Here is a 13,232-nt window from a genome sequence, read left to right on the forward strand (position 1 = left end):
GCTTTTCATTAACAGCAATTACAGAAGTTTCTAACAATGACTGTATTTCCCCAAAATCAATCAGTGCATTTTTCGAGAGTTTCATTAGCTATCCCATATTTCTTCAAATACTGCATAATTAATTGTAATATAATTCCGCTATTCTCATCATCGAGAATATTCTCGTGATTACTATTAATGGTATGGCATATGATTTTTCCCTTATTATACTTAGACCATCCGTTGGTAGGGTGATCAATAGTCTGATAAACATCGGATAGATAGGATGCTTTAAATAATAAGATTTCTTGATCCATAGTACTCAATGAATGATTAAGTAAAAACTGTTGTCTTTCCCACGCAAGGTTTGTTACTTCCTCTGATAATCCACTAATTTCTTCGAGATGTTTTTTAAAAAAAATTTTATTATGTAGAATAGGAGAATTTATTGCCCAACTGTCAATTAAGGCCAGTAGACTGACTTTTTCTCCCTGCTGTAACAACTTATTTGCAACTTCAAACAGGACATTTCCTCCGAAAGAATAGCCTACTAAAAAATAGGGGCCAACAGGTTGAATCTTTTTTATAGTCAATAAATAATCTTCTGCCATAGAAAGTAAACTATCATACAACATCTTATTTTTTTCTATGCTCGGATCTTGAAGTCCATAAATAGACATAGGTAATTTACTTTGCGAAACAAAAGATTGAAAGGAATTAATTAGCCCACTAATTGGATGACATAGAAAAAGATTAGGATAATTTTTTTTCTCTTTTAAAAGAATCGCAGTATATGGCAAAATGCTCTCTGAATTATTTAATATAGTTGAACAAAGTTGCCTGATTGTTGGAGCAGAGTAAATTTGGGTTACTGGGAAATTGCAATTAAAAATTTTATTAATTTTCCCCATTAAATTGATCGCCTTAAGTGAGTGCCCTCCAAGCATAAAAAAATCATCATTTATACCGATTTGTTCGATACCTAAGTTATCTTGCCATAACTGGGCAAGCTGTTTTTCGATGGGATTACTCGGTGGTGCATAATCAACATTGGGATTCAAATTTTGACGGGCTTGTTTTGGGAGAACGTTCTTTTCCCCAGCGATTTTCTGATTAGTCTTTGTAGAATAATATTCTATGTCAAAATTAGAAACGACAAGATTAGGGTCTTGCCTTTGCATTGCCTGCAAAAATAGTTGTTGCCCTTGTGCTGGAGAAATGTCATTTCCGCGGGTTAAGAAATTTTCTTTATATATCCGTGCAGCATCAACTGCCATACCAATGTCGCGCCAAGTATTCCAATTAATACTAAGTATAAAAGAAGTTGAAAAAAGTTTACTCACTGAGAAAGCATCTAAACAGGAATTAGCTGCACAATAATCTATTTGCCCTGGTTCGCCTGTAACAGCGGCAATAGAAGATTGTAAGACAACAAAATCTAAAGGGTAATCCTGAAAAGCTTTTGCAAGGTTGTAAGTTCCATGTATCTTAGGTAAGAGTATATCGTGCATCATTTTTTGGGATTTAAGCGTCATTAAACCGCCACCAGCAATCCCTGCTCCATGAATAACTCCATTAATTTTTTCAGTAGTTGTATAATGATTGATAATAAGAGATAAAGATTCAAACTCAGCTACATCTACTTGATGAAAAATAAAATGGGCACCAAGTATTTGCATTTTTTTTAATTCACTAATTTTTTGATAAAAAGCGTGATTTGGATCTTCTAAGACATGCTCCCATTCTTCCTCAGGAATCATTGAAGTCCTGGAAAGTAAAATAAATCGCGGATTTTTGATGCTTTTTGTGATTGCTTCACAAATCACTAAAGCAATGCCTCCAAGCCCTCCAGTAACAAGATAAGTTCCCCCATCTTTCAATCGAAATACACTTTTATGTGATTTTGCTAATCCATATGTTAAATCCCACCGATAATTATTGCGATAAGCGACAATAGAAGACTCTTCGCTCCAAGCCTCATTCAAGCAAACACTGAAAACGATATTTAATAAATTTTGTAAAGAAAAAAGAGGTTCGTCTGGATTAATATCAATTAATTTACATTGTATGGACGAATGTTCTTTGTTAAGCCCTCGACAAGGTCCCATGAGACTTGCATTAACAGGAATTAGGCTTTCTGAACCAACAACCTGTTGTGTACCTGCAGAAATGATAAGTGTTTTTAAAGCTCTTTGATCACCAACACACTCTAGATAAGATTGAGCTAAAAACAATATGCTATAAAAACCTAATTCAAGCTGCCCATCAATTTCCCTATGTGAAAGCATGCCTTTTCCTGTATTTGAACAAGTAAGACAATGTAAAACTATGGGATTATATAGTCTGTTGCCGATTGCGCTAATAACTTTTATATAATGATTTTTATTAGAGGGATTTATTTTAAAATACTCACCTTGCTCCTCAGAATAGAGCTCACTCGTTTCAATGATAATCGGATTCGTATTATTACTTTTTAAAAAGTTAATTATTTGATCAGCTATCCCTAGGTTCAATCACCATTTAATTATGCCCAAATAGCAATGGCAGCGAGAGCAATGGACGAGATAAAAATGGAGTCACAACGGTCATATCGAGTTGCGATTCTCCTCCAGTGCTTGAATCGATTAAATGCTCTCTCAATGAGATTTCGCATTTTGTAGGTATCTTTTTCATACAGGCGCTGCACAATACGGTTCCGTTTTGGAGGAATAACGGCTACTGCCTTCATACAGTGCTTAACATAATGAACAATACTATCGGTGTCATAACCTTTGTCTGCGAGTACAGCCTCTGCTGTTTGCCCCTCCAGCAAAGACTCAGCCTGGGTGCAGTCAGCCGTGTGTCCCGCTGTCAGTTGAAACTTGACCGGCTTGCCTGTCCCGTCTGTGACAAGATGCAGCTTTGTGGTTAATCCTCCTCGACTTCGCCCCACAGTCGAGTTTTTTTTACACCTCTTCCAGTCGTTGCATGCTGATGTGCACGTACGATACTGCTGTCTATCATGCGATAACGGTTTTTACTATCTGACAGCAGAATTTCAAATACTTTTTCCCATACGCCCGCATGTGCCCAGCGACGAAAACGATTATACGTCCTCTTCCATGGCCCATATCTCTCCGGCAAGTGATGCCACATCGCTCCACTGCGGATCACCCATAAACAGCCATTTACAAATAAACGGTTATCTGTCCCTGTTCGACCCCTATCCGTTGCTTTCCCTGGAAGAAATGGCTCTAATTTACGCCACTGCTCCGCTGTTAATTCATACCGCGCTGGCATTTGACTACTATTCCCTTGAAATTGTGAAAAATAACAGTTTACGGATTTTTTTATTGTATTCAATTTAAATGGTGATTGAGCCTAGTGGTGAAATTGAGTTTTTGTAGTACTGTTTGACAAAGAACAATGAGTAAATTAGGATAAATTCGATTTTTAAAGATGGCACGGGGTGCCGGTTTACCGGCTGAGAAATACTCGTTGAACTTGAACTGGATAATACCAGCGTAAGGATGCCTTCAAAAAGTCTATTACCCGATTAGGGCTGCTTATATTTCTTTGGCTTGAGAAATATAACTGGCTCCTGGGTAATGGAGCCCTTTTGCCATCTCCCTTTCTTTTTTACCCAGGAGATCGAGCAATGCAGACACTTCATTCAAGAACTACCCTTCTTCTAAATTGGCGCGCTAATCCTTACCATACTCCGATTTTTGTCGCTCAGGCAAAGGGATATTATCGTCAGGAGGGTATACACTTGGCTATTATGGAGCCTAATGATCCCAGTGATGTTACGGAGATTGTTGGTTTGGGCAAAGTGGATTTTGGTGTCAAAGCAATGATCCACACCGTAGCGGCGCGAGCTAAGGGTTATAATCTAAGTTCCGTTGGCACGTTGCTTGATGAACCACCTACTGGCCTTATTGCCTTAAAATCGAGTGGTATTCAGACCTTTCATGACATTGTAGGCAAGCGAGTTGGTTATATTGGCGAGTTTGGCAAAAAAATTATTGATGATTTAGCAAAACTAGCAGGGATTGCCCCCTCAAGTTATGAAACAGTCCGTATTGGTATGAATCTTACGGACGCTATTTACCGTAACAAAGTCGATGTGGGAATTGGTTTTATTAATTTTCAACGTGTTGAATTGGACTATTTATGCGGGGAAACCATTTTTTTACGTCTCGATCAATTGGCTGGGCTTGGTTGCTGTTGCTTTTGCTCTATTCAATTTATTGTGCCTGAGACGACACTACAGCAGCCAGAGTTGATTAAAGGGTTTTTAAGAGCGACTCAACGCGGTGCCGCTTATACAACTGAATATCCAGATGACGCTTTTGAATTGCTATGCGAGCAGCAACCCCAACTGCGGCAAGAGATGTATCAGAGAGTATTCATCCGTACTTTACCCTTTTTCTCCCGAACCTTGCTCAATGTTTCCCGTGATTGGAAGAAAGTCAGAGATTATAGTGAGCATTTGCAAATTATTGATAAGGCGTTTGACATTCGTCATTGTTATAGTAATGAATTTTTACCAGCAAATCCTTATTCGGAACTTGATCCGATTGCTTGCTGTATTGAAGCAATCGATACGATTGAAGGCTAGCTAAAACCTTAATTTCTTGCCTTAGTTTTTTTCTGCGGGTGGATTACCACTATTTCCACCCACGCTCTGCCAGGATCAAAAGAATGGAGGCAAACAAGTAGAAACTACAGGTCACTAGGTTTTCGTTGTCATCGGCTTCTGAAGGACATGAATTTAATAAAAATCAAAAACATCTGGTACGTTGTTTGCTAAACTATTATAAAAAGTAAAAGAAATGGGGGATCTCCATGAAGCCTTTGATTCTACATCCCACCGAACTTAGCCAGTGGCATGCCTTAGTGAATGAGGCGCAGGCTTCCACTAGTCTTGTACTCAATGAAAATACCGAGAGTTATTTGGTTTTTCTGTTAATGCGTTTTTCCCAGGGGACCAAATTAATTGAATCGGTTATTGCTCTTGATTTTCTTGAGTCAATGAATAATCCAAGACGGCGCCAGCTCGAATTATTAAGAGATGTAGGTGATAAAAGCTTGCTTTTTTGTGGGCTCTTTCCCGGTATAGCTGAGCGCCGCCACCTCAGTCTTGATTATTTTGCCGATATGGGGCAGGCTGCTTATCTAACGATTGGTGAATTGCAGGATAGGCAAGAGGGGGATCTGTATCTGCAATTAAGTGCGCAATTTCTTCATCTCCAACAAATTTTACGGGCAATGCGCGGTGATTTTTTGCAATATAGCAATGATAGAATGCTGAAGATTAATTCACCTTTACAATAAAAATCAGTTCTTCTCAGTTAGCGAATTTTTTTGTATTTCGCTAACTTACGGGGGGATTGGAGTACATACAAATTAATGATTAATGGTTAAATAATTTTCGCCTACAACCGTTTTTAACAATTGGTAGGCAGGATGTTTTTTCGAGCTAACTTTTTTTAACTGCAATTGTCCGCCGCGATTTTCCATATAAGTAGGTTGATAGCTTACCTTGTTAATCACGGTAGTTTCATCGCGTTTTTCCAAATAGAGCGATAGCAAACCGCTGGTACGGTTTTTCAAGCTGCCTTGATTAGAAATAAAATTACCTAATGAATAAGCAACAAAGACCTGTTTACCCCTGGTATTTAACCAGGCAAAGGGCTGTACGCAATGTGGATGGGAGCCTAAAATAGCCAAAGCACCAGCTTCTGCCAATTCTTGAGCAAATCGTTGCTGGATTTTATTGGGACGGCTTTGATATTCGATACCCCAGTGGGGAGTCACAATAACGGCATCATGTGTTTTAGCAAGTTCTGCTACTAGGTGTAAGACCTGTTCTTTATCGCGCTGACATAACAATACTTGTCGATGTTTATCAGCAATACCATTGGTGTCTTGGGTACAAGCTAACCAGGCTATTGAAAGATCGTTTGTTTTGGTTTCTGTATACCAGGCATCTTCACTGTTCTGCCTGCGAGTGCCTGTAAAAGCCAGTTCGTTCTCATGGAGGGCCGCAATGGTTTTGTTAATGCCAATAGCGAAGCGATCCAGAGTATGGTTATTGGCTGTGGAAACAATATCAAAGCCAGAGGCTTTTAAGGCACTAATCAATGCCGGTGGGTAATTAAACATAGGATAGGCGGTATATGCTCTACGGAGACTGGTTGTTGTATTGCCGTGCTGGTCAAGCATTTCTGCCGCAGGTCCTTCCAAATTCCCATAAGTCACATCAGCTTCTTTCAAGGCAGGTATTACCGGCTCCCAAAGCGTACTAAATCCATCAGCAAGACCTTTGTGTTGTAAGGGAGGGTGTAAAAGCACATCCCCTACGGCAATAATGTGTACCTTGGTTGCATGTAAAGAAGAAATTAGCAACAGGTTAAGCAAAGCATAGCGCATCTGCATAACTGGCTCTCGGCAATCAATAGGTAACTTAACTTTTATACAAGCAATATGCCAAGGTTTACAACATTATCTTTTAAACTAGGCGTTAGAGGCCAATCATCAACACCGCTTGCACCGCTCCTGTTGAAAAGAGCTTATTTGCGAAATAGGAGTGTAATATCAATGGCATCAAAGCGGTAATGCTTATTACAAAAGTCACAACTTACTTCGATGTTTCCTTGCTCTGCCAGTAATTGCTTGGTTTCTTCTTCACCAAGAATAGTTAAAACCTGTTTCATTTTTTCTTCGCTACAGCGGCATTTGAAGTACACGGGACGGTTGTCAAAAAGGCGTAATTCGGTTTCATGATAAAGACGATATAACAGGGTTTGATTATCGAGTGTTAATAGCTCGTTATCGCTCACAGTTTGACCCAATTGGACAGCATACTCCCAAAATTGTTCACGTTGGACAGTATCTTGTCCTGGCATTAATTGCAGCAACATACCGGCCGCCATGTCATCACCAATAGCCAACCAGACTCGACTGGCAACCTGTTCTGATTGCGCAAAATAATGCATTAAATTTTCGCTCATCGAAGTAGCATGAATGGGGACAACACTTTGATAAGTTTGAGTTTGCTTGTATTGATTAATGGTTAATACCATCTGTCCATTTAAAAAGGCCTCAGCATAATCTTTTACCTCAAGATTTTCTTCATACTTGGCAAAAGCACGTAGCTGCAATTGATTATCACATTGGACTAATAACAGCGGTAAGCGTTTGTCACCCTGGAATTGTAAACTTAATTCCCCTTCGAATTTGATACTGCCTGCTAAAAGCAGGCAAGAGATCAATGCCTCCCCGAGTAAGTGTTTTACCATAGCTGGATAGGGGCGTTGAGCCATGATGGTTTGATAGCTTTCTTTGGCGTGAGCTATTTCACCGCGAATACTGGCATGCTCAAATAAAAAACGTTGAAGAGAGTCAGTTTCTTTCATCTTGGACCTTAAGAACAACAAATCGATTAATTCTACCATAAAGTAGATTGCTTGCCTGCCTGCGAGTGACAAGCGATAATAGCCTTTTTCGAAACGCGTTGGTTTCGAAGGAGCTAAATGTTTCATTTTTGTTCGAGAGTAAGGCATGCTTAATCCACAGCAAAAGGCGGCTGTCCGATATATTGATGGGCCTTTATTAGTGCTGGCTGGTGCTGGTAGTGGTAAAACGCGAGTGATTACTCAAAAAATAGCCTATCTTATTGAACACTGCAGTTATGCAGCCAATACGGTCTGTGCCGTTACCTTTACCAATAAAGCGGCTAATGAAATGCGTGCGCGAGTCGCTGCTGTCTTGCCAGCCGCTAAGCGGCATGGTTTAAGAATCGCTACCTTTCATACCCTGGGCTTGAGTATTGTTAAACGGCATGTGGCCTTATGTGATTTAAAAACCGGATTTTCCATTTTTGATAGTGAGGACTGTCTGCAATTGTTGCGTGGATTTTTACCCGTTGGTAAAGCCAATGAGCGTGATTATCTTATGCAGATACAACAACAAATTTCACGTTGGAAAAATGATTTACTGGAGCCTCATGAGGTGAGTGGTGGTACTACTGATTTGCCGATTTACGAAGAAGCTGCTTTAATTTACCCTCGTTATCAACAAGCTTTAAAAGCCTATAATGCCGTCGATTTTGATGATTTAATTCGTTTGCCGGTACGTCTTTTAAGTCATCATGCTGAGCTACGAGAATATTGGCAAAATAGAATTCGTCATTTACTGGTAGACGAGTATCAGGATTCCAATACCAGTCAGTACAGTCTGGTCAAACTTCTGGTTGGTGTACGTGCCCACTTTACGGTAGTAGGTGATGATGATCAATCTATTTACGCCTGGCGAGGGGCTAAGCCGGAAAATCTTGCCCAGTTACAACGCGATTACCCTCAATTAAAACTAATAAAATTGGAACAGAATTATCGTTCCACTAGCCGAATCCTGCATGCTGCCAACCATTTAATTGCCAATAATACGCATCTGTTTAGTAAAAAATTATGGAGCGAATTGGGACATGGTGAACTGTTACGTGTTTTGTGTTGTAAGGATGAAAATGATGAGGCCGAGCAAGTGGTCGCTGATTTAATCAGTCAAAAATTACGTCAGGGCACTCAGTATGGGGATTACGCCATTTTGTATCGCGGCAATCACCAATCACGAATTTTTGAGAAAATGTTACGTCATCATGGTATTGCGTACCATATTAGTGGAGGGCAATCCTGGTTTGCACGCCCGGAAGTTAAGGATATTTTTGCCTATCTTAAATTACTTTGTAATGAGGCTGATGATGCGGCTTTTTTAAGGGTAATCAATACGCCCAAACGGGGTATTGGTGAGACAACCTTGGATGCCTTAGGGCACTATGCTCAAACGCGAGGTCAAAGTCTTTATCTATGCTGCGATCATCTGGCACTTGGCAGCCAGATTGCCGATAAGCCACGTATGGCTTTACAAGTATTTAAAGGATGGATGGATACCATAAAAACACGTATTCAGACCGAGCCAGTATTGGAAATTTTACGTGAAATGATAGAAGACAGTGGTTATGAAGCTTATGTTTATGAGCAAAGTGATACACCGGCCAAAGCTCAAAAACGCATGGACAATGTTTGGGAGTTAATAGAATGGGTTGGGCGTTTACTGGCTAAAGATACTACCCAGCAATTAGCGGATGTGATTAATAAATTGATTCTTATTGATATTTTAGAGCAAGCAGATGAACAAGACGCTAATACAGTGCAACTAATGACGCTGCATGCTTCAAAAGGTTTGGAATTTCCTTTTGTGTATCTGGTAGGCATGGAGGAGGAATTATTGCCACATCGAGTGAGTATTGATACAGAGCAAATAGAAGAAGAGCGGCGTTTAGCTTATGTCGGGATTACCCGTGCACAAAAGAGTCTCTGTTTAACGTTGGCGAAACAGCGTCGTCGTGTCGGTGAATTGCAGGAATGCCAACCCAGTCGCTTTTTGGATGAATTACCGCAAGATAGCCTGGAATGGTATGGTAAGAGCGGTGAGCGTAACGAGGCCAAATCAAAGGCCCTGGCGCAGTCTCATTTGGCAGGATTAAAAAACTTATTGGCTTAGTCCTTAAATAATCTTACATTGGTTATCAGTCTCACTATTTCAGGGCTTACGAAAATTTGTGGTCGAGGCAACATTTGCTTTTAATGAGAGAGTCTCGTCATTAGTAAATGATCGAAATAAAATCAAATTTAACGAAGTGAGCGGAGTTTTAAGTAAGCCCTTTACTCTTAATAATTACTGTGAAAAGAAGGACCTGATCAATGAAGCAAAGTGCGAAGTCGACGGATTTATTTCAGCCTACTGGTTTAGGCTCACTTAAGCTGGCTAACCGTATTGTTATGGCACCGCTAACACGTAGTCGTGCAGGTAAAGGGGATGTTTTAGGGCTGATGAATGCGGAGTATTACGCGCAGCGGGCCAGTGCAGGGTTAATCATCAGTGAAGCAACTCAAATTTCGCAACAAGGTAAAGGTTATGCCTTTACGCCTGGTATTTATACTGAAGAACAGATTGCCGGGTGGAAATTGTCTACTGACGCCGTGCATGCCCAAAAAGGCCTTATCTTTGCGCAATTATGGCATGTGGGGCGTATTTCCCATCCTGATTTGCAGCTTGACCATCAATTGCCGGTTGCTCCTTCTGCAATCAAGCCTGAAGGAAAAGCGTTTACGGAAACCGGTTTTAAAGATCTTGTTACCCCTCGTGCCCTGGAGACAGAGGAAATTCCGGGCATAGTCAAACAATATGCCCATGCGGCTCGTTGTGCCAAAAAAGCAGGCTTTGATGGGATTGAAATTCATGCAGCAAATGGTTATCTCATCGATCAATTTATGCGCGATAAAACCAACAAACGAACGGATCGTTATGGTGGTAGTTTGGAGAATCGCGCTCGCTTCTTATTAGAACTGGTCGATGCAGTAAAACAGGTTTGGCCAGGGGATAAAATAGGTATTCGGTTCTCACCAGTTAGCCCGGCTAATGATATTGCTGATAGTAATCCAATGGCTACTTTTTCTTATATGGTCAGTGCGCTTAATGAGTTTGGTTTGGCTTATATCCATTGTGTTGAAGGTGTTACTATTGGGCCGCGTACGATCCCTGCAGATTTTAGCTTTGCTACCCTGCGCTCTTTATTCAAAGGCCAGTATATGGCCAATAATGGTTATGATTTGCCGCTTGCCATGCAAGCTCGTGAGAAAAATCTGGCTGATTTAATCTGTTTTGGTCGCCCTTTTATCGCTAATCCTGATTTAGTCGAACGTTTGCAAACTGGGGCGATATTGAACGAAGCGCCTCGGGAGTTATGGTATGGTGGTGGGGCACATGGTTATACTGATTGGCCGACTTTGGCTGAGGAATTAGCTAAAAAGCAGGCTGAATGAAAATTAAAAGGCAGTATTGGTTTACCATACTGCCTTTTAATTGTTATGCGGCTGGGGAGCTAACCCGGTGAGATAAATCTGCCAGGAAATCTTCCGTAGTTGTTGTTTTATGGGAAAATAATCCAAAAATACCATTCGTGCGATGTATCTTATAGATAGGTTGTTGGGCTTCCTCTCTAATTATTGCTGCAGCAGTCTGATCGCCTCCCTTTTGACGTAACTTGTCTTGTTGTAATGAGGTCAACTGCTCAGCTTTGCCTTTAGCTAGGCTTTGTCCCATCACTACATGACTCAAATGAGCATCTTTGAAGCGTTTAATGCGGAAATCAGCTTGATGACGGCGCCAATCTTCAGAAATTGTGTCAATATCTTTTTTATCCAGTTCCACGCGGGGCGCAACAGCAGGTTGGCCAGTTTGTTTATCCCAGGCTGTACTTAACCCCAATCGTTGCTTAGGATGGTTGAATTGGCTGAATGCACTATCCCAGAGTGTTGCTAAACCATAGATTGGAAAAGTAATCAATTTGAGTATGCGTGTTGGTAGATCGGCATTGTGATCATGGCCATGGCCAGCTTCCAGACGTTCTTCTAAAAGTCCTTTGGTTGAGTGGCTATGTACATGCTCATAAGGGACGAAATAATGGACATCTTCAAAGCCTTCGCTGACAATGCCCAGAATTGCAGAGACAATTTCTGGAATCCCTGGCATCCTATCAGCAGTAACTCCGATACTGACTAAGTGACCAAGAAATAGTAGAATACGTAGAGGTATGATCGTAACAGCTAATACTAAGCGGGCAGGGTTAACTATTTGCCCCCAGTTTTCTCGTTCTCTAAAGGCCTTAAACGCTTGAACGATTTTTTCCCATTGGGTTTTTAGAGGATGTTCCCTTAGCCATGTACGTAACTTTTGTTCATCCTCACTAACCAGCTCACCTTCTGTTGGAGCCAATTGTTTGGCAAGAAAGGTTTCCAGTCTATTCAATTCGTTGATAATTTGCTTTTTTTGAACCAGATCGTCTTGGCTTAGATGTTTGTAACTGTATTGGTGCAATAATTTCAATTGCGCTTTATAGTCTTTGAAAAATTGTGGGCAATCCTTCTCTTTAATGTTAGGGAAATTCTCCAAAAGATAAGCATTCCTCGGGAATTTAGACTCCGTTATTTCCTCAATCATTTCCAGCGATTCGCTAGTATTTTCCATATTAAAAACAAGCGCTGACATACTGGTAATTAGGGGATTGAAAAAACCCATTACATAGCTGGGTACATTTCCCATCCATGCGAAAAGAGGGCGTGTATTTTTCGCAACGGTCCACCAGGTACCTGCCGTGCAAGCAGTCAGAGCAAGGGTAAGACTAAGGAGAAAGAGTGCCGTTCCCGTAATAAACATGTTGCGTGGCGTGAATCCTTCTTCCTGAACATTTCGTTTAATTTTATGATACCACTTGCGTACAGTATCATTATTAATCATATCGGTAACAGCGTTAAAGGTTAGAAAACCATAGGCACTACCAGCAATGATAGCCATGGGAACGATCAACATCGGTAAGCTCGCGGCAGGGATAGCCGCCAGGAATGGAATGACCTCAAAGGCTTCGACGAGCAGGTAAGTAGTACCATAGCCCATAAACAAACCGGCGAGTAGGCTGAATATTTTTACTCCATTGTAGGTAGCACGGCGCTGTTCCAATAATTGAATTTGTTCGGTTTGTCCATTTAGAGCCAGCCAATCACGTAGCTCTTGCTCATATTGGCTGAGTTCCCTGTGGTCACCTGCCTTGGGGAATAATTGGGTAGCGAACCATTTTTCCATGTCACCTAAGGTTTTCTCTATCAGTTTTTTTCTGGCTGCATCTTCCTTGCTTAGCCGTTTATGACCAAATTTATGTAATAAATGTAATTGGGCTTCGTAATCCTTGAAAAATTGTGGACATTTTTCTTTCGTATTAGGGAATTTTTCTAAAAGATATTCGTTGGCGAGATGATTTTGTAAAAAATCGCTTTTAAAAAATAATTTTTTTAGAGCGCCACTGATGTTTTGTAAATAAATTTCACCCTCGTAGGCGACTGATAAAGTAAGAGCCATTCCTGCAACAGTCAGGGTGGGGAATAAAACGAACATGCCGCCAAAGCTTAATAAGCCTAAAATCAAGCTCGCGCCGGTAGCAAGAAGCAGAAGGAGGAGGTAATAGGGAATTTTTTTTGCTTTTACTTTCATTGTTCACCACACAAGCAAACCAAAGGAAGTGGAACTTTATAACAAATGAAAATGATTATCAATAACTTTAAGGGCAAAAAAAAATCATATTGTTTTATAGAGAGATTTATCACGATAAAGAATGAGTATAAAAAATAATAGATGACCAATATTACCCGTTATCGACC

9 protein-coding genes and 1 riboswitch are annotated in these 13,232 nt (G+C 40.6%); of the genes, 4 read left to right on the forward strand and 5 right to left on the reverse strand.

The features are described from left to right. Positions 1-56 precede the first annotated feature (56 nt). Together Lfee_RS09305 and Lfee_RS16725 are read right to left on the reverse strand one after the other, a co-directional pair. Complete coding sequence (locus Lfee_RS09305; RefSeq protein ID WP_058446066.1) at positions 57-2,492, reverse strand: SDR family NAD(P)-dependent oxidoreductase; 2,436 nt, start codon at positions 2,490-2,492, stop codon at positions 57-59. A gap of 11 nt (positions 2,493-2,503) precedes the next feature. Beyond that, positions 2,504-3,258 (reverse strand): IS5 family transposase gene (locus Lfee_RS16725; RefSeq protein ID WP_112854547.1). Its coding sequence is split into 2 segments (ribosomal slippage): positions 2,504-2,928 and positions 2,928-3,258, totalling 756 coding nucleotides; the frame shifts between segments, so codons are not numbered across the junction. A 155-nt stretch (positions 3,259-3,413) separates the two neighbouring features. Next, positions 3,414-3,506, forward strand: a riboswitch (TPP riboswitch). A gap of 110 nt (positions 3,507-3,616) precedes the next feature. On the opposite strand from Lfee_RS16725, the gene Lfee_RS09320 reads away from it, so the two are divergent. Together Lfee_RS09320 and Lfee_RS09325 are read left to right on the forward strand one after the other, a co-directional pair. After that, on the forward strand, positions 3,617-4,579 hold the full coding sequence (locus Lfee_RS09320; RefSeq protein ID WP_058446073.1) for an ABC transporter substrate-binding protein: 963 nt from the start codon (positions 3,617-3,619) through the stop codon (positions 4,577-4,579). A gap of 227 nt (positions 4,580-4,806) precedes the next feature. Then, the gene (locus Lfee_RS09325; RefSeq protein ID WP_058446075.1) at positions 4,807-5,295 is read left to right on the forward strand and encodes a hypothetical protein; all 489 of its coding nucleotides are present in this window, start codon (positions 4,807-4,809) and stop codon (positions 5,293-5,295) included. Positions 5,296-5,367: 72 nt separating this feature from the next. Here Lfee_RS09325 and Lfee_RS09330 read toward each other — a convergent pair whose 3' ends face one another. Next, positions 5,368-6,399 (reverse strand): CapA family protein, encoded by a 1,032-nt coding sequence (locus tag Lfee_RS09330; RefSeq protein WP_058446077.1) that lies wholly within the window; start codon positions 6,397-6,399, stop codon positions 5,368-5,370. Positions 6,400-6,533: 134 nt separating this feature from the next. Further along, positions 6,534-7,379 carry an Hsp33 family molecular chaperone HslO gene (gene hslO, locus Lfee_RS09335; protein WP_058446318.1) on the reverse strand — a complete coding sequence of 282 codons (846 nt, stop codon included), beginning with the start codon at positions 7,377-7,379 and terminating at the stop codon, positions 6,534-6,536. A 145-nt stretch (positions 7,380-7,524) separates the two neighbouring features. On the opposite strand from hslO, the gene Lfee_RS09340 reads away from it, so the two are divergent. Next, a complete protein-coding gene (locus tag Lfee_RS09340; protein ID WP_058446079.1) occupies positions 7,525-9,522 on the forward strand; it encodes a UvrD-helicase domain-containing protein in 1,998 nt (665 codons plus the stop codon). A gap of 200 nt (positions 9,523-9,722) precedes the next feature. Further along, a complete protein-coding gene (locus Lfee_RS09345; RefSeq protein ID WP_058446081.1) occupies positions 9,723-10,844 on the forward strand; it encodes an alkene reductase in 1,122 nt (373 codons plus the stop codon). Positions 10,845-10,887: 43 nt separating this feature from the next. Here Lfee_RS09345 and Lfee_RS17815 read toward each other — a convergent pair whose 3' ends face one another. Beyond that, positions 10,888-13,065, reverse strand: a complete 2,178-nt coding sequence (locus Lfee_RS17815; protein WP_058446095.1) for a hypothetical protein — start codon at positions 13,063-13,065, stop codon at positions 10,888-10,890. Positions 13,066-13,232: the final 167 nt, after the last annotated feature.

Origin of the sequence: Legionella feeleii (assembly GCF_001467625.1) — a bacterium.
Taxonomy (GTDB): Bacteria; Pseudomonadota; Gammaproteobacteria; order Legionellales; family Legionellaceae; genus Tatlockia; species Tatlockia feeleii.

Bases quoted from the DNA above. Each gene is read 5' to 3' on its own strand.
- Lfee_RS09320 (WP_058446073.1), top strand. From the start codon at position 3,617: ATGCAGACACTTCATTCAAGAACTACCCTTCTTCTAAATTGGCGCGCT.
- Lfee_RS09325 (WP_058446075.1), top strand. From the start codon at position 4,807: ATGAAGCCTTTGATTCTACATCCCACCGAACTTAGCCAGTGGCATGCC.
- Lfee_RS09330 (WP_058446077.1), bottom strand. From the start codon at position 6,399: ATGCAGATGCGCTATGCTTTGCTTAACCTGTTGCTAATTTCTTCTTTA.
- hslO (WP_058446318.1), bottom strand. From the start codon at position 7,379: ATGAAAGAAACTGACTCTCTTCAACGTTTTTTATTTGAGCATGCCAGT.
- Lfee_RS09340 (WP_058446079.1), top strand. From the start codon at position 7,525: ATGCTTAATCCACAGCAAAAGGCGGCTGTCCGATATATTGATGGGCCT.
- Lfee_RS09345 (WP_058446081.1), top strand. From the start codon at position 9,723: ATGAAGCAAAGTGCGAAGTCGACGGATTTATTTCAGCCTACTGGTTTA.
- Lfee_RS17815 (WP_058446095.1), bottom strand. From the start codon at position 13,065: ATGAAAGTAAAAGCAAAAAAAATTCCCTATTACCTCCTCCTTCTGCTT.